Raw genomic sequence first — 22,947 nt, forward strand, 5'->3', positions numbered from 1 at the left:
CGCCCAACTGTCCTGGTAGGACGGTGTACCAGGCGTCGCGGAAGGCGCGGAGGTCTTGTGCTCGAAACCCCTGTCGGTTACGTTGGCAACACCCTGGAAACGTAACCGATAACGATTGCAGTCCAGAGGGAGCGGCATGATTGAGGTCAATGCGCCGGCCACAATGAGTGATGTCGCGCGGGTTGCCGGTGTTTCCACAGCCACCGTCTCGCGGGTGGTCAACGGCCACTACGGCGTCAGTGCCCGCACGATCGCTCAGGTCCGCTCGGCCATCGAGCAACTCGGCTACGAGTCGAGTCTGGTGGCCAGCAGCCTCCGGCGCAGCCGCACGAACGTCCTGGGCCTCGTGACACACAGCTTCCAGTCGTACACGGCCGAGGTGCTCAAGGGAGCGATGAAGGCGCTGAGCCGCTCCGGCTTCGACCTGATCATCTACGCCAACAGCGACCTCTACGGGTCATATTCGGAGGGCTGGGAGAAACGGCACGTCACCCGCCTGTCCGGCACCCTCACCGACGGCTGCATCGTCGTCACGCCCTGGGGCGAGGTGCAGAGCCGTACCCCGATCGTGGCCATCGACCCGGTGCGCGGCTCGACGGCGCCCTCGGTGACGGCCGACAACCTCGCGGGCGCCACCACTGCGGTCGAGCACCTGCTGGGCCTGGGTCACCGGCGGATCGGGTTCATCGCCGGCCGCTCCAGCCTGGCAGCGGCGTGGTCGCGGGAGGAGGGCTACCGGGCGGCGCTCACCGACGCCGGCATCCCGGTCGATCCGACGCTCATCGGCGAAGGGGATTTCAACCCCGAGTCGGCGACCCCGTTGGCGCGCGCCTTGTTGCAGCGGGCGGACCCGCCGACGGCGATCTTCGCGGCGAGCGACGGGATGGCCCTCAAGGTGCTGGAGGTCGCCGCGGAGTTGGGGTTCTCGGTCCCCGGGGACCTGTCCGTCGTCGGGTTCGACAACATCCCGGAGTCGGCGCTGACCGAGCCGGGCCTGACCACCGTGGACCAGTCGATGTACCAGCTCGGCTACGAGGCCGCGCGCATGTTGAAGTCACTGGTGACCGGCGAGTGGGAGGGCCCACGCCAGGTCGTGCTGCCGATCAACCTCGTCGTCCGCGGCTCGAGCGCGCCACCACGAGACGCGGCATGAGCGTGACGTACGCCCGCCGCGCCGGGCGATCCGTTCGGGTGCGGTGGTGGCCGGACCGCGAAGGAGGTGTGCGCGCAGACCGACGGCGAGATCCGCCGATGAGTTGAGCCGGCCGGCGGGTCGCATCCGCTGCCGGCGCAGGAAAGGAGTGGAGCGTGACAACCGCAACGTACCACTGGCGTTCACGCCGATCGGGCGTGCGTCGGCTCTCGGCGGTCCTCACCGCCGGGGTCCTGGCGGCCGCGGCCGTCCTGATCGTGCCGCAACCCGCGGCGGCGGCGGAAACACCGTGGCTGCAGGTATCCCCGGACCGCTACGCCTCGTTCACCGTCCCGGCCGCGTACGTCCAGGAGCGCCTGGGCTCGGTGTCGCAGGTCGTCGTCGAAGGCAACCTCGGCCCCTCCGCGGCCTGGGCGGAGTTCGGGCTGACCCGGCGCGGCGACGTCTGGTCGGGCATCCTCGGCCCGCTCAAGCCAGGGCTCTACCAGTACCAGCTCACCGCCGACGACACCTTGAGCCTCAAGGACCCGACGAACAGCACAACGGTGGCGTCCGATCCGCTCCTGAGCACCTTCCTCGTTCCGGGTGACTCGGCGCGGTGGCTGGCCGACGCTCCGCCGGGCACCGGCGGCACAGTCGAGACTCTCAGCTACCGGACCAGGAGCGGGCAGCGGTCGGCCCTGGTGTGGACACCACCGGGGTACGCGGCCAAGGGTCCGAAGGGTTACCCGGTGCTCTACCTCCAGTCGGGCGACGGCGCGACCGCCACCGACTGGCTCGACCTCGGCCGCACCAGGCAGATCCTCGACAACCTCTCGGCCGAGGGCGTCATCAAGCCGATGGTGGTCGTGATCAACGATGCCAACGGCGCGGACGGCAGGGAGTTGAGGGACCTCCGGGAGGCGGTCGCCGACAGCTACCGGATCCTCCGCGATCCGGCGCACCAGGCGATCGCGGGAGTGTCCGACGGCGCGACGACAGCGCTCGAGGCCGCGCTGGCCAGGCCCGGTCAGTTCGGCCACGTCGGCTGGTTCTCGGGCCGGACGGTCCCCCGGATCGACCGCAAGGACGCCACGACTGTCAACCGCACCGTGAAGGTGCTGCGCCTATACACGGGGAACGTGACAGATCCCGCGTACAACACCACTTATCGACTGCTGAGGGCGTTGGACCGAGCCGACGTCAGGTTCGAGTTCGACGGGGTCGACCCGGACGGCGGCGCGAACTGGACGACCTGGCAGGACGATCTCGTCGACTTCGTGCCGCGGTTGTTCCAGCACGTGTCGGACCACGGTCCGCGCCCCGGTCACCGGCCGCTGAGGGGGGAGTTCGCTCCGCCGCCGGCCGGCACCACCCCGACGCCCTTCGTCACCAAGGACGGGTTCGTCACGTTCGAGACGGGCCCGGACTTCACCGACGCCCAGCACGTCACGGTGTGGGCGAACATCGCGCCGGGCGGCAGTTGGCTGCGCGTGCCGCTGACCCGCGACGGTGACCGGTGGCGGGCGACGGTGGGCCCCCTGAAGCCCTGGCTCTACTACTACCGGCTGATCGTGGACCGGGTCGCGGTCAAGGACACCTCGAACCCGACCACTGTGACCACGGAACCGACGTGGAGCACCTTCCTCGTCCCCGGGCCGGGCGCCCGTCTGCTGACGGACGTGCCCGCCGGGCGGGGCGGGACCGTCGAGAGCATGACCTATCCCAGCACGGTGGCCGGCCAGGATCGCACGGCTCTGGTGTGGACACCACCCGGGTACGACCCGGGTCGGGCCGAGCCGTACCCCGTTCTCTACCTCCAGCACGGCGGCGGTCAGAACTACACCGACTGGGTCGAGATGGGGCGCGCCAAGCAGATCCTCGACCACCAGTTCCTCGACGGTGACCTGACGCCCATGGTCGTCGTGATGGGCAACGGCAACTCGTCCAACTTCAACAGGGAGTTGTTGGAGAACATCGTGCCGACGGCCCGCGCCCGCTACCACATCTCCAGCGAGTCGTCCCAGCAGGCCATCGCCGGGTTGTCGATGGGCGGTGGGCAGGCGCTGGGCGTGCTGCGGGCCTACCCGGGCGAGTTCGCCTACGTCGCGGCGCTCTCGGCCGGGTTCGGCAGCGGCACCGGCGTCGACGTCGAGGCGATCAACAGCGGCACGACGATGCTGCGCCTGTACGTCGGCGACCAGACCGACTTCGTCTACCCGAGCTTCATGGCGTCCCTGACCACGCTCGACAACCTCGGTATCCGCTACGAGTTCGACGGGGTGACCCCCGGGCCGCACGGCTGGGACGTGTGGCAGAAGAACCTCATCGACCTGGCGCCGCGGCTGTTCAAGCGCTAGGAGCACGTCTTCGGCGGCGTCACCGGGGGAGGGCCTCCTGCCCCGGTGACGCCCGCCGAGCAGGTAACTGTCGCACCGCCATCGCCGAAGGGAAGAACGTCTTTGAAGACGAAACGAATACTCGCCACGGTAACCATGCTCGCGGCCGGGGCCGGGCTCGTCGGCTGTTCCTCCGACGAGGGGGGAAGCGACGCGAGCAACTGCACGAACACCATCACCAAGAAGGACGTGCCGGTGGTGACGATGTGGGGTTGGTACCCCAACACCCAGCTCGTCGTCGACAACTTCAACAAGCAGCACGACGACGTGCAGGTCTGCTGGACGAACGTCGGGCAGGGCGGCGACGAGTACGACAAGTTCCAGACGGCCGTCTCGGCGGGCACCGGCGCGCCCGACGTGATCATGGTCGAGGCGGACCGGATCCCGACCTTCCAGATCCAGGGCGCGCTCGTCGACATCAAGAAGTACGGCTTCGACGCGGTCAAGGCCAACTACGGCGAGGGCGCCTGGAAGGACGTGTCGGTAGGCGACGCGGTCTACGGCGTCCCGGTCGACGGTGGCCCGATGGGCATGATCTACCGGAAGGACATCTTCGACAAGTACAAGATCACCCCACCGAAGACCTGGGCCGAGTACGAGCAGGCCGCGCAGAAGGTGAAGGACGCCGGTGGCCCACTGTTCGGTGACCTCGGCGCGAACGTCCCGGCGGTCCTGATGGCGCTGCAGATCCAGAAGGGCGCCGCGCCCTTCACCTTCGATCCGGCGCAGCCGAAGTCGATCGGCGTGAAGCTCAACGACCAGGCGTCCAAGGACGTGCTGGACTACTGGGGTGGCCTCGCCAAGAAGGGCCTGGTCGGGACGCAGGACCAGTTCGTCCCGGAGTACATCTCCGGCGTGATCAACGGCAACTACGCGACGTACATCTCGGCGGCGTGGGCGCCGGGCTATCTCACCGGCGCGGGCGTCGGCAAGGGTCAGGACACCGGCAAGTTCGCGGTGGCGCCGCTGCCGCAGTGGGACGCGAACAACCCGGTGCAGGTCAACTGGGGCGGGTCGGCCTTCTCGGTGACCAAGCAGGCGAAGAAGCCGGAGTTGGCGGCGAAGGTCGCCTACGGGCTTTACGCCGACAAGGAGTCGCTCACCGACGGCTGGACCAACCAGATCATCTTCCCGCTGAACCTCACGGCGCTCAAGGATCCCGCGTTCGTCGACCTGAAGGTGGCGTTCTTCGACGGCCAGCAGGCGAACAAGGAGGTCTACCTTCCCGCCGCCGAGGCCTACAAGGGCGTGGCCTACGCACCCTTCGGTCAGTACTACCTCGACGCCATGACCAAGCAGATCAGCGAGATCATCAAGGGCTCCGTCACCGGCTCGCAGGCCGCCGACAGGCTCCAGGAGGACGTGGCGAAGTACGCCAAGGAGCAGGGCTTCACCGTTCAGTGACCGGATGGGTGGGCCGTGCCGCCGCTCGACGGCCGGCCCACCCGCGACCCCCGCAGCGTCCACGTCCCGGAGACCACAGATGACACTCCTGACCGAGCAGCGCACACCGCGTACCCGCACCGAGAAGCGCAAGACCCGTGGCAAGGTGCACCTCCGCGAACACCTGATGGGATGGCTCTTCGTCGGGCCGTTCGCGATCGTCTTCCTGGCATTCCTCATCGCGCCGCTGGGATACGCGCTCTACCTCAGCCTCTTCCAGAAGAAGCTGATCGGCGGCACCAGCTTCGTCCTCTTCGACAACTACGTGAAGGCGTTCACCGACCCGAGCTTCCTGTCCGGGGCGTGGTTCGTCATCCGCTTCGCACTCGTCGCCATCCCGGTGCAGATCGTCATCGCGCTGGCGATGGCGCTCATCCTGGACTCGGTGACCTCCCTGTTCGCGCGCTTCTCCCGCCTCATGATCTTCCTCCCGTACGCGATCCCCACGGTGATCGGCGCGGTGATGTGGGGGTTCCTCTACAGCAAGGGCTTCGGCCCGCTCACCGACATCTTCGGGCTGTTCGGGGCGACCGCACCCGACTTCCTGGGCAGCAACCTGATCTTCTACGGCCTGCTCAACGTCGTCACCTGGCAGTGGGTCGGCTACTACATGATCATCCTGTACGCGGCGTTGCAGGGCGTCGACCCGACGCTCTACGAGGCCGCCCGGATGGACGGCGCCGGGCGATGGCAGGTCGCGCTGCGGATCAAGATCCCACTGATCGCGCCCGCGCTGATCCTCATCCTGGTCTTCGCGCTCATCGGCACCCTGCAGTTCTTCAACGAACCACAGATCCTCCGGTACCTCGCCGCCGGCACGATCGGGACGGACTTCACCCCCAACATGTACGCGTACCAGCAGGCATTCGCGCTCGCCAACTTCAACTACGGATCGGCGATCTCGTTCGCCCTCGGCGGCATCGTGTTCATCTGCGTGTACGCGTTCCTGTTCTTCACCCGCAAGCGGAGGAGCTTCCTCTGATGGCCAACCGCACAAGCGACAGCGCCGGCCCCCGCCGACCGCAACGCTATCTGCCGCTGCAGATCCTTCTCGGCTTCATGGTGATCTATTTCCTCGTACCGTTCTGGTGGGTCATCGTCAACAGCTCCAAGGACGCGCCGGGGCTGTTCGGCGGCGGCAACACCCTGTGGTTCTCCGACCAGGTCGACTACCTCGGCAACCTCCGGCAGCTCTTCACCTACGACGGTGGCATCTACCTGCGGTGGATCCTCAACTCCACGTTGTACGCGATCGCCGGCGGAATCGGCGCCACGGTCCTGTCGGTGATGGCCGGCTACGGCTTCGCCAAGTACCGTTTCGCTGCCCGGCGCTTCAGCTTCGCCGTCGTGCTCGGCGCGTTGATGGTGCCCGCGACCGCCCTGGTCATCCCGACCTTCATCATGTTCTCCCGGCTCGGCCTGACCAACACGGTCTGGGCGGTGATCCTCCCGTCGCTGCTCAATCCGTTCGGGGTCTACCTGATGCACGTGTACGCGCGCGACGCCGTGCCCGACGAGCTGCTGGACGCGGCACGTGTCGACGGCGCGGGGGAGGTGCGGACCTTCGTCCAGATCGCCCTCCCGCTGATGCGCCCCGCGGTGGTCACCGTGCTCCTGCTGTCGGCCGTGGCGTCCTGGAACAACTACTTCCTGCCACTGGCCATGCTCTCCGACAACCGGCTGTTCCCGGTGACCGTCGGCCTGGGCCTCTGGCAGGGCATCGCCTCCGCCAACAACTCGGGAGGCACCTCGCTGTGGAGCCTCATCATCCTGGGCTCGCTGGTTTCGGTGATCCCACTGATCATCGCGTTCTTCAGCCTGCAACGGCACTGGCGCGGCGGCCTGTCCGTCGGCGGCCTCCGGTAGGTGCCACCCCTCGATCGCCGCGCACCCCACGCGGCCGCACGAATGACAGGAAGGTGAGCTGATGTCGACGACGGATCGTCCGCTGCGCAGCGGGCAGTGGTTCGGTGCGGAGGGCCGCAACGGGTTCATCCATCGCTCCTGGATGCGCAACCAGGGTTTCGCGGACGACGTCTTCGACGGTCGCCCGGTGATCGGCATCGCCACCACCTGGTCGGAGCTGACCCCCTGCAACGCCCACCTGCGCGACCTGGCCGAATCGGTGAAGCGGGGCGTGTGGGAGAGCGGCGGCCTGCCGTTGGAGTTCCCCGCCATGAGCCTGGGCGAGCCCCTGATGCGGCCCACGACAATGCTCTACCGCAACCTGCTGGCCATGGAGTTGGAGGAGTCGGTCCGTGCCAACCCCCTCGACGGGGTGGTGCTGCTCTCCGGCTGCGACAAGACCACCCCCGGCCTGCTGATGGGCGCGGCGAGCGTCGACCTGCCCACCCTGATGATCACCGGTGGTCCGATGCTGAACGGCAAGTTCCGGGGCCAGGACATCGGCTCGGGCACCGTCGTCTGGCGCTTCACCGAGGAGCAGCGCGCCGGCCGGATGACCGCGGCCGACTGCGCGGAGGCCGAGGTCGGCATGTCCCGCAGCCGGGGCCACTGCATGACCATGGGCACCGCCTCCACGATGGCCTGCGTGACCGAGGCGCTCGGCGTGCAACTGCCGGGAGCGGCGGCCGTGCCGGCGGTCGACTCGCGCAGGTACGCGCTCGCCCAGGCCGCCGGCCGCCGGATCGTCGACATGGTCGCGCAGGACCAACGACTGTCCACGGTGCTGACCCGGGAGGCGTTCGAGAACGCGATTCGGGTGAACGCCGCGATCGGCGGTTCCACGAACGCCGTCGTCCACCTGCTGGCGATCGCCGGACGCCTCGGCGTCCCGCTGACCCTGGAGGACTTCGACACCCTCACCGCCGACGTGCCCATGCTTGTCAACCTGATGCCGTCCGGGGCGTACCTGATGGAGGACTTCGCCTACGCGGGCGGCGTTCCGGCGGTGATGAACGAGATCGCCGCCCTGCTCAACATGGACCACGTCACCGTCAGCGGCAAGAGCGTCGCCGACAACATCAGCGGCGTGCGGTGTTGGAACCGGCAGGTCATCGGCACCCTGGCGGAGCCGTTCCAACCCGCCGGCTCGGGCACCGTGGTGCTCCGCGGGTCACTCGCGCCGTCCGGGGCGGTGCTGAAGGTCTCCGCTGCCTCCGCGCACCTTCTCCAACACACCGGGCCGGCGCTCGTCTTCGACCGGATCGAGGACTACGTCGTCGCCGCCGACGATCCCGACCTCGACGTCACCCCGGACACCGTGATCGTGGTCCGCAACGCCGGACCACGCGGCTATCCCGGTTTCCCGGAGGTGGGCAACGTGCCGATGCCACGACGGCTGCTCGCCGCCGGCATCACCGACATGGTGCGGATCTCCGACGCCCGGATGAGCGGCACCGGGTACGGCACCTGCGTCCTGCACGTGGCACCGGAGGCCGCCGTGGGTGGCCCGCTCGCGCTGGTGCGCACCGGCGACCTGGTCCGCGTCGACGTCCCGACGCGGCGACTGGACCTCCTGGTCGACGACGCGACACTCACCCAACGCCGCGCCGCCTGGCAGCCGCCACCGCGCACGGCCGACCGGGGTTGGTCGCGGCTCTACAGCGAACACGTTCTCCAGGCCGACCAGGGCGCGGACCTCGACTTTCTGGTCGGTGGCAGCGGCAGCGCCGTACCCCGCCACTCGCACTGACCGCTCGAGGCGAAACGGGAGCCCCGGCGCGCGGCCGGGGCTCCCGTCACCGTCCGCAGGCCGCACAATCCCGGCGGGTACGCCTGTGATAGTCGCCTGACGCCACGACGAGACCGAGCCCCAGGACCCAGTACGCCGACATCGCCACCCAGAGGAACGCGTCGGAGAACTCGCTGGCCGAGCCGGACACCAACTGCACAAGCCCCATGCCGAAGTACGCCACGATGCCCACCCCGAGCCCGAAGCCGGGCACCAGCAGCAGCAGACGGGGGATCGGGCGGCCGGCGAGCAGCGGCACCCACCCCGGCCAGACCTCACCCCAGCGGTGCACGAGCGCCAGCGGCAACAGCCCTCCCGCCAGCAACAGGCCGACCTCCAGCCCGATCACGGCGGCGTTCTGGGCGAGGCCGCCCACCATGCCCTGTGCCGCGAAGCGCGTTCCGAGACCGGCCACCGCCGCGTACGCGGCCCAGCGTGCCCACCGCGCGGGCACCGCGCGTCGGTGACCGGGCCGGACAGTCCGGCAGCACTGCGGGCAGTCGCCCCTGGTGCGCCGCTGATAGCGGGCGGTGGCCAGGCCGAGCAGGGCCGCTCCGGTCACACAACCCAGCCGGCTGACGAACGCCGTCGGGTCGAAGTACGGGCCGACCGTGAACAGCAGGAAACCCACAAGCTCCGGCAGCAGGATCGCGGCGGCCGCGACAAGCGCCCCGGTGACCGCCCAGGCGGCTCCCGCGAGCACCGGCCGCCACGTCGGCACCCAATCCAGCGCGACCGCCACGACGGCGGCGGCCAGACACAACGCCACCGACCACCAACCGGTGAACACCAGCAGGTCCGATCCGAACTGCCGGAACTCCGGGCTCCCGCCGACGGCCCAGGCCAGACGCACGCCCCCGTATGCCACAGCCCAGCCGAGCACCGCGTACGTCAGGCCGTGGCCCGCCCTGCGGGCGATCGATGTCGCCATGCGTCCGATCCTGCCGCTGCCGCGGCGGGAGAGAACCCCGCTGACAGGGGAGGGTGCTCCCTCGCCGGAGGGAGCCGCGCCGAACGCCGATGGCCGCACGCGCTGCTACGGTCACCGGCGCTGACCTGGCATTTCGCCGAACCTCGGCCCGGACGCAACCCGGCGGTCGTCCGGACCCGTCGAGCTTGCGGAGGAGGGAGCCTCAATTGATTGATGCCGAGCGGGAGTTCGTGGAGTACGTGTCCGCGCGACTGCCGAGCCTGCATCGGACCGCGTTCCTGATGTGCGGCGACGCCCATCTGGCCGACGACGTGGTGCAGCAGACGATCACGGCGTTGTACGTGCACTGGCGCAGGGTCAGCCGAGCCGACAACGTCGACGCGTACGTGCACCGGATGCTCGTCCACAAGCTCGTCGACGAGAAGCGGTTGAGCTGGTCGAAGGTCCGGTTGCTGGGGTCGACGCCCGAGCCGGACCGCCCGGTCCTGCCGCACGACGAGGTGGCCGAGCGGGACAGCCTGGTCGCCGCGCTCGCCCACCTGCCCCGCGGCCAGCGCACCGTGCTGGTCCTGCGGTTCCTGTGCGACCTGTCGCTTGCCGACACGGCCGCCGCGATGGGCTGCTCCGAAGGCAACGTGAAGTCGCAGACGGCTCGGGCGCTCGCGGCGATCCGCCAGGTGCTCGACGTCACCGAGATGGCCGGAGGGAATTCGAGATGACCACGGTGGACGACGAGCGCATCGCCGCGCTGCTGCGATCGGCGCCGGTCCCCGAGCCGCGCGTCGACCTGGACCGCGCGATCCGCGACGGCCGGCGTCGCCGACAGCGCCGCCGGGCCGGCGCCTTCGCCACGGTGACGGTGCTGGCCGGGCTCGGCGCCGTGGGCGCCGTCCAGTTCGGCGGGGTCGCCGGCGAACCCGCTCCGGTCCCACCGGCCCTCGCGGTGTCCCCGACCGTGTCCGTGTCGACCGCGCCGGCCAGGTCGCTCACCTGTGCGGCGTCCGTGCTGCCGCGGCCGACAAGGGGTCCGGTGGCGGTGGCGACAGGCGTCGACCCCACCGGGCGGCACATCGTCGGTGACATCGGCACGGGTAACGAGGACGGGCGGGTCGTGCTGTGGACCGACGGCCGGGCCGAGGTCCTGCCGGCCGCCGCCGAGCACGCTGGCGAGGTCAACGCCGACGGGTACGTGGTCGGCACCAACGGCGACGGCACCGGCTGGGTCTACCGGGGAGGGACGCTGAGTTTCCTGACCACCCCGCCCGGCTACGACGCGGTCCTGGTGCACGCGGTGAACGGCCGGGGTGACATCGTCGGCACCGCCCGGGGAGCCAACGACTCGCACCGTGCCGTGCTGTGGTCCGTGAACCGCCCGAAGCAGTACCGGTTCCTCGGCCGGCCGGGATCCACGGCGACCGGGATCACCGAGAACGGCACCGTCGTCGGCACGATGGACGACGTGCCCTACCGGTGGACGCCGCAGGGCGCCGGGGCCGCGTTGGCGCTGCCGGACGGCTCCCCGCACGCCTCGGTCGACTCCGCACACGGCAACTGGGCGATCGGCATGGTCCCCGGCGCCAAGCAGGGCGGGAGCGTGCAGATGCTGCCGGTGCGGTGGAACCTCACGACCGGGGCCGCGAGCCTGCTGCCGTACCCGTCGGCGAGCGGGATCGCCGGCAACGGCGACCTGCTTGTCGACGACGGCGCGCCGGTGATCGTGGCGGCGGACGGCACGTCGCTCCGGTTGCCGGGACGGCCCGAGGTCTCCTCGACCGAGGCGGGCACGTACTCGGCCGTCGGGATCAGCGACGACGGCCGGACCGTGGTCGGCTCCGTCTACGAGAACGAGGAGCACCGGCCGCTGGTGTGGCGCTGCGCCTGAGGCCCGCGTAGACGACCCGCCCCGCGAACACCGGGTCGGCGCCGAGGCCCGCAGCCTCGACGCCGACCCTGGTGTCACGTCGTCGGCGACGCTCGCCCGGACGACCCGACGCGTCAGGCCGGGGCGGCCGGACAGCTCGCGCCGACCGGCGGCAGGACTCGGTCGACAAGGTACCTGTCGACGCTCCTGCGGGTGCACTCCGTGCGTGGGTAGCTGGCGTGGCCCGACCCCTCGTAGGTGAGGAGGCGGCCGTGCGTGCCGAGTTGGCGCGCCACGCGCTGCGCCCCGTCGTACGGGGTGGCCGGATCGTAGCGCCCGTTGAGCAGCAGCACCGGGGTGCTCGTCCGCACCCGCAGCGGATGTTGCGGGTTGACCGCCGTCCAGCCCAGGCAGATCGCGGCGAAGCGGACGGCCACCGGGGAGGCCCGCAGGTGCGGCGCCTCGGCACGGGACAGCCCGAGATACCGGTTCCACTCGGCGAACCCGTTGACGGGCAGAGACCAGTCCTGGCAGAACGCGGGTAGCGCGTACTCGGTCAGGCTCTCGCCCTCGGCCGGCACCATCGGGGACGCGAGTGAGGCGGGCTCGCCCCGCTCCAACGCGAGAAGCATGGTCGCGAGGTCGGCCCAGGTCGCGTCGAAGAAGTTGACGAACGTCGCGAACCCGAGTTCGAACCAGGTGAGCGTGTCGCCGGTGCCCGCGTCGACAAGCGTGCCGGCGTCGGCGCGGCGCATCAGTCGGTCGTACAGCGCCGGCACGTCGCGGCCGTGCAGCGCGCAGCTCGGGGTCCGCTCGCACCAGCTCACGAACTCGTGGAACAGGGCCTCGTTACTGGCCGCCCCGCCGCGGAAGTACTCCCGGACCCCCTGGCTGTGGTCCATCACGCTGTCCATGGCCAGTGCGCGGACGCGGTCGGGAAACAGCTCGGCGTAGGCCTGCCCGATCAGGGTGCCGTAGGACCACTGGTAGAAGCTGAGCTGGCGCTCACCGAGTGCCGCCCGGATGGCGTCGGTGTCACGCGCGACGCTCACGCTGTCGAGGTGGTCGAACAGTGGGCCACTCTGCGCGCGGCAGTCCTCGCGCAACTGGCGGTTGTAGGCGCGGAGTCGCTCGAACTCCACCGCGGTGGCGGGCGTCAGGGAGGGGTGCCGGGCCAGCAACGCCGACGAGCAGCGCACCGGCGCGCTACGGACCGTACCCCTGGGGTCGAAGCCGATGATGTCGAAGCGGCGCAGCACGTCCGGCCCGAGCTGGCTGGCAGCCGTCAGCGCCACGTCCACCCCGGACAGGCCGGGGCCACCGGGGTTGAAGACCAGGGCGCCGATGCGGGCGGCCGGGTCGGCGGCGGGACGGCGGGCCAGGGCCAGCTCGAAGGTCTCCCCTCCCGGCCGGGCCCAGTCGACAGGCAGGCGCAGGGTGCCGCATCGCGTACCTGGATCGTCGGCGGGGTCCGCGCACGCCTGCCAGTCGATGCGGCCATTCCATCCGCTGGTGCTGCTGGCGACGACCGAACCGGTGGTCGGGCCGGTGCCGCCTGGCGACGCGGGCGTGGCGACCGCGAACGCCGGTGGGGCGTTCAGCGACAGGGCGACGAGGACCGCGACGGCGGCCGGAAGGCGACGGACAAGTGGTGGGCGTCGACGGTGGACCCCGCCGCGTCGCCGAAGAATTGGTCTCTTCATGGTCAGCATTCGTCCAGCCTGCCGACGACCGGTCCATGCCGGATCCATGCCGGTGCGGATGCGGCCCACGGGGGACGCTCAGCGCGCGGTCGCCAACCGCTCGGACAGCTCCTCGGCCCCCGGGTGACCGAGCCGGTCGAAGATCGCCAGCGCCTGTCCCCAGAGGTCTACCGACGTGTCGTGGTCGCCCACCGCCCGGTGGCTGTCGCCGAGCCGCACGAGTGTCTCGGCCCGTCCGCACTGGTCCTGAGCGTCGGAATACAGCGCGAGGGCGCGTCGATAGCAGGCCGCCGCCGTCGGGTGTGCCCCGAGACCCTGATGCGCGAAGCCGAGACTGTCCCAGGTGTGGGCCTCGCCCACCCGGTTCTGCGCCTCGGCATGGAGTGCCAGCGCCTGCTCACAGTAGGCGATGGCGCGGACGTGCTCGTCCAGCCGGGCGTGGCCCCACCCGATCGCGTTGAGCGCGGCGGCCGTGCCGTGTGTGTCGTCGCTACCGCTGGACAGTTCCAGTGCCGCCTCGGCGTGCGGCAGCGATTCGCGCGGGCTGCCCTCGATGTCGTACACCCAGGCGAGGTGCAGGTGGATGCTCGCCTGCCCGGGCCGGTCACCGATCGTGTCGTACCGTGCCATCGCGCTGCGCAGGTGGCTGCGGGCGGCAGCGTACCGGCGGAGCTGGAGCTGTGCCAGCGCGAGGTCCCGGTACGCCACCGCCTCGGCGCGCGGCTCGTCCCGGCGTCGGGCGACGGCGACCGCGGCCGTCTGTACGGTGCTCAGGTCGTGCCACCGCGACAACCGGCTGAGCAGGGGGGTGAGGGCCTGGGCGAGCTGCCCGGCGTGGGCGTCGAAGCGGTGGGCGACCGCTTCGTCGACGGCGGCCAGCAACACCTCCTGCTCGACGGTGAACCAGGCCAGCGCCGACCGGTGGTCGGCGAACGCCTGCGGTGCCGCGTCGGCGGGCAGCGGATCGGTCGGCTGGTAGCTGGCGTCGACAAGGCTCGCGGCGGCACGGACGGCTCGCAGGTAGTGGTCGAACACGCGCTTGCGGGCAGCTCTGCGGCCGGCCGCGGAGTCGTGGGTGTCGGTCAGTTCCTCCCCGTAGGCCCGGAGCAGATCGTGACAGCGGAAGCGGCCGGGGGACTGCTCGGAGAGCAGGTTCGCCCGGGTCAACTCGTCGAGCGCGGGCCGGATCCGGTGCGGTGGCGCCCCCGCGAGGCTGGCCGCCGCAGCCGCGCCGAGGTCGGCCGTGGGGTGCAGGCTGATCTGCCGGAACAGTCGGGCCGCGTCCGGACCGAGCAGGCGGTACGACCAGGAGAGCACCGTACGCAGGTCGGTGGCGGCGTCGTCGGTGGCCAGGGCCGTGAGCCCGCCCCTGGGCGCGGCCAGATCATCCGCGATGGCCTGGAGTGGGAACGTGGGTCGGGCGGCGGCCCGCGCCGCCACGATGGACAGTGCGAGGGGTAACCGCGCGGTACGGCTGACCAGCTCGTCCACCGCGGCCGGCTGGGCGGCGGCCCGCGCACCCAGCCGACGCACGAGCAACTGGCGTGCTTCGGAGGTGCTGGGCAGGTCCAGTGCGACGGTGTGGGCGCCCTCGGCGGCGACCAGGCCGGGCAGCGTGTGGCGACTAGTCACGATCACGCCGCATCGGCGGGACCCGGGAAGCAGCGGCCGGACCTGTTCGGCGTCGCGCGCGTTGTCGAGCAGCACGAGCAGCCGTCGCTCCGCGGTCAGGCTCCGGTACAGGGCGAACTGGGCCGCCGGTTCGGCGGGTATCTCCAGGGGTTTGACGCCCAGGGCCGGCAGCAGCGACCGGACGACCACGGCCGACGGTGCGGCCTCCCGTGTCGCCGTGCCGAAACCGCCCAGGTCGACGTGGAGTTGGCCGTCCGGATAGTGGTGCAGGCTGTCGTGTGCCCAGCGCAGCGCCAGCCAGGTCTTTCCGACCCCGCCGGTGCCGGTGACGACGACGGTGCCGGCCGGGTCGGCGTCGTCGAGCAACAGCGTCGTGAGTCGGGCCAGCTCGCGGGTCCGACCGGTGAACAACGTCGGCGGGGCGGGCAACTGCCGGGGAACGATCCGTGGCGGCTGTCTCTCCGGCGGCCGCGCCCCGGAGGTGGACACCTCCCGGTCGGCCCGCAGGATGCTCGTGTGCAGCCGTTGCAGATCGGCGCCGGGCTCGACTCCCACCTCATCGGCCAGGAGTCGGCGTAACCGCCGGTACGTCGTCAGCGCGTCCGCCCGCCGTCCGGCCCGGGCCAGGGCCACCATGAGCTGCCCCCAGGGGCGCTCGCGCAGCGGATCCCCGTCGATCTGTGTGCGGAGCGGCTCGATCAGCTCGTTGTGCCGGCCGGCGCGCAGGTGGAGGTCCGCGACCTCCTCCAGCAGACTCGACCGCTGCTCCTCGAGCCGGGTCCGGACGGAGAGCAACACGCCCGCGCCGGGGAGGCCCGCGAACGGTTCGCCCCGCCACAGCGCCAGCGCCGACTCGAACGCCCGCAGGGCATCCGCGCAGCGGTCCTGTCGCAACGCGTGATAGCCGCGCTGGGCCAGGTCGTCGAAGGCGACGCTGTCCAACGTCTGTTTGTCGAGGACGAGACGGTAACCGGTGGCCCCGGCTTCGATGGCGGGGTCCGGTGCGCCCGGGGACCGCAACGCTCGGCGTAACGCCCAGACGTAGGTCTTCACGTTGCCGGCTGCCGTCTTCGGCGGGCGGCCCTGCCACAGCTCGTCGACGAGTTGGTCGATGGACCACGCGCTACCCGGCTGCGACAGCAGGACGGCCAGCAGGCGCACCTGCATCGGCGTGCCGAGCGCCAGCCGTTGCCCGGCGGGAGAGCACACCTCGACCGACCCGAGCAGGTGATATCGCATCGCTGGCCTCCCCCCGTCACGCCGGGCCATCACCCCACCGTACGGCCTGACCTCCGTCCGATGTCGACCGGCGACGGGTGCGGCCGTCCGAGGCGGTCGACGGCGGCTGCTCCCACCACATTATTGTCATTCAATTCAGCTATGGAGTTGATCTATGGTCAATGAGAAGATGGCTGGCATCTGTCATCGGGGCGGCGGAGCACACGGGGAAGGGATGGCGTTCGCCGTCGGGTAGGCAATTCTCACCCATGGCTCGCCATACCTGGCGAGCCGACTTCCATTCGGTCATGATGTGCGTCCTCGGTCGCTGCATTGTGGATTCGTTCTGGAATGTGACAGCTATGTCTGGAGGAGTTATGGGTGCACGCACCCCAACCAGTCAACCTCCGTCAATCAGGTTCGGGCCACAGCCTCCGATAATCCGGGATGCTCTGCTCGTGCCACGAGTCTCGGCACGGTTCGTCGCCTCGCTGTTCGCGGTGATCGTGCTCCTCGCCGCGCCCCTGCCGGCCTCCGCGAAGGCGGCCGCCGGATCCGACGCCGGATCCGCTGCCGCGCTGGCCGAGCAGCTTGGCCTGCAGCGCGTTGCGCCGCCGTCGCCGATGGCGAACTGGCCGACGTACATCTGGTCGTTGGCCAGTGGCCGCTATGTCACCGCCAGAATGAGCCAGACCGATGGGCCGTTGCAGGCCCGCGCCGATATCGCGAGCACCTGGGAAGTCTTCTACACCCGTTACTCGGATGATGGCGAATCCTGGATTATCGAGGCGCAGGACAAGTATGTCACTGTCCGGATCAGCCAGACCGACGCGCCGCTGCAATTGCGTGCCAAGGTGGTGAGTGACTGGGAGAGGTTCGACCTGTGGAAGACTCCCGACGGCTACTCGGCCCTGCAGTCCAGAGCAAACGGGAAATTCGTCACCGCTAGAATCAGTCAGACCGACTCGCCACTGCAGGCCCGCGCCTCGACTATCGGGCTATGGGAGAAGTTCATCATCCCATAGGTTGGCTTTCTGACCTTTTCAAAGGCGGCGGACCCGGCCCGGGGCCGGTCACGAGAAGTCGAGGGCGCGACGTCCGGCCGGTTCTACGACGCAGCACTGTGGGCCACGACCAGCGGATGCCGGTCGTGGCCCACGGCGCTTCGGCGACCGACCCGGACCGGCGGGCAGCGGGCCCGGCCGGCTCCCGTGTGGCCCCGCCTCGGGGTGGCGTCGATTCGTTGCCTTATATACGGTGGCACGGTCGCGGGGCGACCGTGTCCTCGACGAGGCTGTCCCCGCTACGACATCGCGCCCGCGATTCGGAAGAGGGGTTCGTCGTGACCATGGACTCGCAGGCGACCGACCGGCCCGAGGCCGGAGCGGCGCAGAAGATCGACACGTCGGTGCCGCATTCGGCCCGGATCTGGAACTACTGGCTCGGCGGCAAGGACAACTTCGCGGTCGACCGCGACGCCGGCGACCAGTACCGGCAGGTCTTCCCCGGCGTCGTCGACGTCGCCCGCGCCTCCCGGCAGTTCCTGGTCCGCTCGATCGTGTTCCTCGCCGGCGAGGCGGGCGTCCGCCAGTTCCTCGACGTCGGCACGGGGTTGCCGACGGCCGACAACACCCACGAGGTGGCGCAGCGGATCGCACCGGCCGCGCGGATCGTCTACGTGGACAGCGATCCACTGGTGTTGGCCCACGCCCGTGCGTTGCTCGTCGGCACGGCCGAGGGTAGGACCGCCTATATCGACGGCGACCTGCACGACCCGGCCGCGGTCGTCGCCGAGGCCGGCAAGACGCTCGACTTCGGGCAACCGATCGGCCTCATCCTCAGCGGAGTGCTGGGCCACGTGCCCGACTACGAGGCGGCCCGCGCGATCACGCGGCAGTTGCTGGCGTCGCTGCCCAGCGGCAGCTACCTCTCGCTCAACGACGGCACGAGCCTGATCAGCGCCGAGATGCAGCAGGCGCAGGACGACTACAACGACAGTGGGGCGGCCCCGTACACGCTTCGCTCGCCGGACCAGATCGCCGGCTTCTTCGACGGCCTGGAGCTGGTGGAGCCCGGCGTCGTGCCGTGCCCGCAGTGGCGACCCGACGACGCGGTCGACACGCCCGCCGACATCGACGCCTTCGGCGGGGTGGGCCGCAAGCGGTAGGGCGTGTGTCAAAGCCCCTGGCCGGCCTGCGGCGCGCCAGGGGCTTTGACACACGCCTGGCACCTCTCGGACGCCCGCGAGGTCGCCGACTCCGGGCGGGGAATGAGCCCGTGGATAAGTGCGTTGTCCGGCATACGATCTGAAAAACAGATCATATTCTGGCAACATGACCACGGGGAATGTGAAGAGATGCCGGATTATGGGCACGAAATCCGTTTTGGTACGTTCCTGACACCCGGCGCGCAGAAGCCGGACGACGTGGTGGCGCTCGCCGAACTGACCGAATCGGCGGGACTGGACCTCACCTCCTTCCAGGACCACCCGTACAACCCCGAGTTCCTCGACACCTGGACCCTGCTGAGCTGGGTCGCGGCCCGCACCCGACGGCTGCGGATCTCCGGCAACGTCCTCAGCCTCCCGCTGCGCCCGCCAGCCGTGCTGGCCAGGGCGGCGGCGAGCCTGGACCGGCTGTCCCACGGCCGCTTCGAGCTGGGCCTCGGCGCCGGCGCGTTCTGGGACGGGGTCGAGGGCATGGGCGCTCGCCGGCTGACGCCGGGGCTGGGCGTCGAGGCGCTCCGCGAGGCGATCGACATCGTGCGCGGCGTCTGGGATGTCACCGCATCCGGGCCGCTGCGCCACGACGGGACGTACTACCCGGTCCCCGGCATGCGGCGCGGCCCCGAACCGGCACACGACATCGACATCTGGCTCGGCGCCTACCAGCCGAAGATGCTGGCGTTGACCGGTCAGAAGGCGAACGGCTGGCTGCCGACGCTGGAATACCTGCGGTCACCGGACCGGGTGACCGCCAACCGGCTGATCGACGAGGCGGCCGTCGCGGCGGGACGCGACCCCCGGGAGATCCGGCGGCTGCTCAACCTGTTCACCGTCGACGTTTCGTCGGACAGTCGTGGCTTCCTCCAGGGGCCTCCCGAGCAGTGGGTCGAGCAGCTCCTCCCGATGGTCCTCGACGAGGGGTTCAGCACCTTCCTGATCGGCCGCGACGACCCGTACCTGATCCAGACCCTCGGTCAGGAGATCGCCCCCGCGCTGCGCGAGGCGGTCGCCAAGGAGCGCGCGGCGGGCGCGCCCGGTCCGGAACGGGTCCGCGGCGTCGCCGCCCTGGCCGAGCGTCACCCGGGCCTCGACTACGCCGCGCTACCGGAGTCGTTGGCCGCCCGGTCCGTCGAGCCCGGCGACCCGGAGTACGAGGGGGTCCGACACAGCTACAGCTGGCACGGATCACCGGCCCTGGTGATCCGTCCCCGGACCGCCGCCGAGGTGCGCGACGCCGTGTCGTACGCGCGGACGCAGGACGTGCCGCTGTCCGTCCGCAGCGGCGGGCACGGCATCAGCGGCCGGTCGACGAACGACGGGGGAGTCGTCATCGACATGTCGCTGCTGAACAGGGTCGAGGTGCTCGACCGGGCAGCCCGCCGGATCCGGCTGGAGTCGGGCGCCCGTTGGGGGCAGGTGGCCCAGGCGCTCGCCCCGTACGGCCTCGCCATGAGCTCGGGCGACTACGGTGACGTGGGCGTCGGTGGCCTCGCCACCACCGCGGGCATCGGATACCTGGCGCGCAAACACGGCCTGACCATCGACCACGTCGTCGCCGCCGAGATCGTGACCGCGGATGGCCGCCTGCTCCGCGTCGACGACGAGCATCATCCCGACCTGTTCTGGGCCGTTCGTGGCGCCGGCGGCAACTTCGGCGTCGTCACCGCGATCGAGATGGAGGCGTACGAGGTCGACAACGTCGTCTACGCCCAGCTCGCCGTGGACGCGACCGAAACCGCCCAACTGCTGCGCCGCTGGGGCCGACTCGTCGAGGAGGCGCCACGGGACCTGACCAGTTTCCTGTCCCTCTTTCCCGGTCGCCGGGGCAACCCGCCGACGGCCCAGGTCACCCTCGTCCACGCCGGGGAGGACATCGAGGCGGCGCAGTCGGCCCTCAGCCCATTCCTGGAGATCGGACCGATTCTCGACCAGCAGGCGCAGCTCGTGCCCTATTCCGCGATCGTCGCGCCGCCCGGTAACCGGCACCGTGGGCAGGGGCTCAGCGACACCCGCAGCGGGCTGTTGCCGCACCTCACGCCGGAGGCGGCCGACCTCGCGGCCACCATGATCGATTCCGGCGACGTGATGATCATGCAGTTCCGGTCCGTCGGCGCGGCGGTCAACGACGTCGCCGCTGACGCGACCGCCTACCCGCACCGGACGCAGAACTTCTCCGTGCTCGCCGCCACCGTGCCGGACCGTAGAGTCCACCTCGACAAGCTGTGGACCGAGCTGTACCCGCACCTCGACGGCCTGTATCTCAGCTTCGAGACGGACACCGACCCGGCTCGCCTGTCCGATGCCTGGCCCGAGCCCACCCTCAGCCGGCTGCGCGCCATCAAGGCCACCTACGATCCGGACAACATCTTCAACCGAAACTTTCCGATCCCGCCGGTGGTTGGCACCGAGGGTGAGGCGATCGCCGGCTCCTGACGTGCCGGGCAGCGGCGTGATTAGCTGCACGGGTGATCACTTCCGTTTCCCTCGGCACGTGGCCGACACCCGTGGAGGCCGCGCCCCGGCTCGCGGCCCGGCTGGGGCTGGCCGAGCTCTGGTTCAAGCGCGACGACCTCGGCGGCCTCGGGGGAGGCGGCAACAAGATCCGCAAGCTGGAATACACCTGCGCCCAGGCGATCGCCGCCGGCGCCACGACGCTGATCACCTCGGGTGCGCCACAGAGCAACCACGCCCGGCTCACCGCTGCCGCGGCCGCGCGGCTCGGCCTCTCCTGCGTACTGGTGCTCGCCGGCTCGCGTCCGGAGAGCCGGCGTGGCAACCTGCTGCTCGACGGGCTCGCCGGCGCGGAGATCGTCTGGAGTGATGATCGTCCGCTCGCCGAGGTGGTGGCGGCCGAGGCGGAGCGACGATCGGCCTACGTCATCCCTTTCGGCGGCACCTCACCCGCGTCGGTCCACGGTTACGTGGACTGTGGTCGGGAGTTGCGGGCCCAGGTGCCGGGCCTCGACGGGACCGACGTCGTGGTGGCGCTCGGCTCGGGTGGCACGATGGCCGGCCTGGTGCGGGAGTTGGGCGCCGAGCGGGTGGTCGGCGTGGATGTCGGTGCCCTGCCGGACCCTCGTACGACAGTCGCCGGGCTGCTCGACGGCGAGGTCGAGGCGGGCGCGCTGCGGATCGACGGTTCTCAGGTGGGTGCCGGGTACCGCACGCTCACCGACGGCGCTCGGGTGGCGCTGGAGACGACCGCGCGCGAGGAGGGCGTCTTCCTGGATCCGACGTACACCGGTCGGGCGATGGCCGGGCTGCTGGCCGGCAGCTTCCCGCGCGGCGACAAGGTCGTCTTCCTGCACAGCGGGGGACTGCCGGGACTCTTCGGCCACCCGGAGCTGTAGGGGCGCGAGCGGCGGCGCCCGGCTGAGCTGGCATGTGCCGGCGTCAACCGGGTAGGCCGCCGTGGCCACGGGGGCCGGCGGAACGCCCAGGCTGACCGCCTTCGACGCAGCCGAGGAGTACCGACATGCCGATGGGGCGGGCCCGACTCTCACCGTCCGTCTCCCTGGTGCTGCTGGCGTCGATCCTCGTCTCGTTCCTGGCCGCGTCGGCGGCACCGACCCCGCTCTACGGTGTGTACCAGGAACGCTGGCACTTCTCCCCGGTCACGACCACCGTGGTCTTCGCCGTCTACGCGCTCGCGGTGCTGGTATCGCTGCTCACGTTCGGTAAGTTGTCCGACCACGTCGGTCGGCGGCCGGTCCTGGCCGTCGCGATCGCGGTGCAGATGCTCGCGCTTGTCGTCTTCATTGTCGCCAACGGCGTTCCCGCCCTGCTGATCGCCCGCCTCGTGCAGGGGCTGGCCGCCGGCGCCGCCACCGGCGCCGTGGGCGCCGCCATGCTCGACATCGACCGTGCCCGGGGCACGCTCGCGAACTCGATCGCACCCGGTATCGGAACCGGAAGCGGGGCCCTGCTCTCGGCGCTGCTCATCCAGTTCCTGCCCGCGCCGACGCGACTGGTGTACGTCGTGCTGCTCGTGATCCTGCTGATCCAGGCCGTCGGGGTCGCGCTGATGCCGGAGACGGTCACGCCGATGGCCGGAGCCCGACGTAGCCTGCGGCCGGACATCACACTGCCCCGCTCGGTGCGCCAACCGGTCCTGGTCGTCATCCCGGTGCTCTTCGCGGTCTGGGCGCTCGCCGGGTTCTTCGGCGCGCTCGGCCCGGCGCTGGTCCGCAGCCTCATGAACACGTCGATCGTGGTCGGCGGTCTGGTCCTCTTCGTCTTCGCTCTCTTCGGCTCGGTCGCCGTTCTGCTCCAGCGCAACACCGCCGCGCGGACCGTGATCCTGACCGGGATCGTCGCGCTCATCCTCGGCATGATCGTCACGTTGGTGGCGGTCACGGCGCAGTCCATCCCGGGCTTCTTCGTCGGCCTCGCGCTCGGGGGCGTCGGCTTCGGCAGCGGCTTCCAGGGCAGCCTCAAGACGGTCATGCCGCTTGTCGAGGCGCACCAACGCGCCAGCGTGCTGTCCGTGCTCTACGTCGTCTGCTACGTCGGCTTCGGTCTCCCCACGGTGATCGCCGGCTTCCTCGTGGTCTACGCCGGCGGACTGCCGCGGACTGCGGACGAGTACTCCGTCGCCGTCATCCTCCTCGCCCTGGTCGCCCTGCTGGGGCTGCGCGGGGCCACCAGGACCACGCCGGGCTGATGCCGGAAAGCCGGCGTCGAGCAGGGGCGCAACCAGTAGCGTGCTGA

Annotated in this window: 16 protein-coding genes; 13 read left to right on the plus strand and 3 right to left on the minus strand. The window is 70.5% G+C overall.

All coding sequences use genetic code 11. The features are described 5' to 3' along the window. Positions 1-136 precede the first annotated feature (136 nt). The 6 genes from ACLQ29_RS22460 to ACLQ29_RS22485 all read left to right on the plus strand — a co-directional run bounded on the left by ACLQ29_RS22460 (position 137) and on the right by ACLQ29_RS22485 (position 8,629). The gene (locus ACLQ29_RS22460) at positions 137-1,153 is read left to right on the plus strand and encodes a LacI family DNA-binding transcriptional regulator (protein ID WP_425773458.1); all 1,017 of its coding nucleotides are present in this window, start codon (positions 137-139) and stop codon (positions 1,151-1,153) included. 155 nt (positions 1,154-1,308) lie between these two features. Then, positions 1,309-3,492 (plus strand): alpha/beta hydrolase, encoded by a 2,184-nt coding sequence (locus ACLQ29_RS22465; protein WP_425773459.1) that lies wholly within the window; start codon positions 1,309-1,311, stop codon positions 3,490-3,492. 102 nt (positions 3,493-3,594) lie between these two features. Further along, the gene (locus tag ACLQ29_RS22470; protein ID WP_425773460.1) at positions 3,595-4,935 is read left to right on the plus strand and encodes an ABC transporter substrate-binding protein; all 1,341 of its coding nucleotides are present in this window, start codon (positions 3,595-3,597) and stop codon (positions 4,933-4,935) included. Between the two features lie 79 nt (positions 4,936-5,014). After that, complete coding sequence (locus tag ACLQ29_RS22475) at positions 5,015-5,956, plus strand: carbohydrate ABC transporter permease (RefSeq protein ID WP_425773461.1); 942 nt, start codon at positions 5,015-5,017, stop codon at positions 5,954-5,956. Then, entirely contained in the window at positions 5,956-6,840 is an 885-nt protein-coding gene (locus ACLQ29_RS22480) for a carbohydrate ABC transporter permease (protein WP_425773462.1), read from the plus strand. Before ACLQ29_RS22475 ends, ACLQ29_RS22480 begins: the two co-directional genes overlap by 1 nt. Positions 6,841-6,901: 61 nt before the next feature. Next, a complete protein-coding gene (locus ACLQ29_RS22485) occupies positions 6,902-8,629 on the plus strand; it encodes an IlvD/Edd family dehydratase (RefSeq protein ID WP_425758515.1) in 1,728 nt (575 codons plus the stop codon). Between the two features lie 46 nt (positions 8,630-8,675). Here the strand turns inward: ACLQ29_RS22485 and ACLQ29_RS22490 are convergent, their stop codons facing one another. Then, on the minus strand, positions 8,676-9,599 hold the full coding sequence (locus ACLQ29_RS22490) for a hypothetical protein (RefSeq protein ID WP_425773463.1): 924 nt from the start codon (positions 9,597-9,599) through the stop codon (positions 8,676-8,678). Positions 9,600-9,805: 206 nt separating this feature from the next. Between ACLQ29_RS22490 and ACLQ29_RS22495 the strand changes: the two genes are divergently transcribed. Together ACLQ29_RS22495 and ACLQ29_RS22500 are read left to right on the plus strand one after the other, a co-directional pair. Further along, complete coding sequence (locus ACLQ29_RS22495) at positions 9,806-10,318, plus strand: SigE family RNA polymerase sigma factor (RefSeq protein WP_425773464.1); 513 nt, start codon at positions 9,806-9,808, stop codon at positions 10,316-10,318. Further along, complete coding sequence (locus ACLQ29_RS22500; RefSeq protein WP_425773465.1) at positions 10,315-11,481, plus strand: hypothetical protein; 1,167 nt, start codon at positions 10,315-10,317, stop codon at positions 11,479-11,481. Before ACLQ29_RS22495 ends, ACLQ29_RS22500 begins: the two co-directional genes overlap by 4 nt. 113 nt (positions 11,482-11,594) lie before the next feature. Here ACLQ29_RS22500 and ACLQ29_RS22505 read toward each other — a convergent pair whose 3' ends face one another. Together ACLQ29_RS22505 and ACLQ29_RS22510 are read right to left on the minus strand one after the other, a co-directional pair. Continuing rightward, on the minus strand, positions 11,595-13,172 hold the full coding sequence (locus ACLQ29_RS22505; protein WP_425773466.1) for an alpha/beta hydrolase: 1,578 nt from the start codon (positions 13,170-13,172) through the stop codon (positions 11,595-11,597). Between the two features lie 69 nt (positions 13,173-13,241). Continuing rightward, the gene (locus tag ACLQ29_RS22510) at positions 13,242-16,034 is read right to left on the minus strand and encodes a BTAD domain-containing putative transcriptional regulator (RefSeq protein ID WP_425773467.1); all 2,793 of its coding nucleotides are present in this window, start codon (positions 16,032-16,034) and stop codon (positions 13,242-13,244) included. Between the two features lie 437 nt (positions 16,035-16,471). Between ACLQ29_RS22510 and ACLQ29_RS22515 the strand changes: the two genes are divergently transcribed. The 5 genes from ACLQ29_RS22515 (at position 16,472) to ACLQ29_RS22535 (ending at position 22,900) form a co-directional block, all read left to right on the plus strand. After that, positions 16,472-17,038: a fascin domain-containing protein gene (locus ACLQ29_RS22515; protein WP_425773468.1), complete on the plus strand. Its 567-nt coding sequence runs from the start codon at positions 16,472-16,474 to the stop codon at positions 17,036-17,038. 323 nt (positions 17,039-17,361) lie between these two features. Beyond that, entirely contained in the window at positions 17,362-18,180 is an 819-nt protein-coding gene (locus ACLQ29_RS22520) for an SAM-dependent methyltransferase (protein WP_425773531.1), read from the plus strand. Positions 18,181-18,369: 189 nt separating this feature from the next. Beyond that, positions 18,370-20,670, plus strand: coding sequence for an LLM class flavin-dependent oxidoreductase (locus ACLQ29_RS22525; RefSeq protein ID WP_425773469.1), 2,301 nt, complete (start codon positions 18,370-18,372; stop codon positions 20,668-20,670). Positions 20,671-20,702: 32 nt separating this feature from the next. After that, positions 20,703-21,587, plus strand: coding sequence for a pyridoxal-phosphate dependent enzyme (locus tag ACLQ29_RS22530; RefSeq protein WP_425773470.1), 885 nt, complete (start codon positions 20,703-20,705; stop codon positions 21,585-21,587). 125 nt (positions 21,588-21,712) lie between these two features. Beyond that, positions 21,713-22,900, plus strand: coding sequence for an MFS transporter (locus ACLQ29_RS22535; RefSeq protein WP_425773471.1), 1,188 nt, complete (start codon positions 21,713-21,715; stop codon positions 22,898-22,900). The last annotated feature ends 47 nt before the right edge of the window (positions 22,901-22,947 follow it).

Origin of the sequence: Micromonospora sp. DT228 (genome assembly GCF_049841595.1) — a bacterium.
GTDB lineage: Bacteria > Actinomycetota > Actinomycetes > Mycobacteriales > Micromonosporaceae > Micromonospora.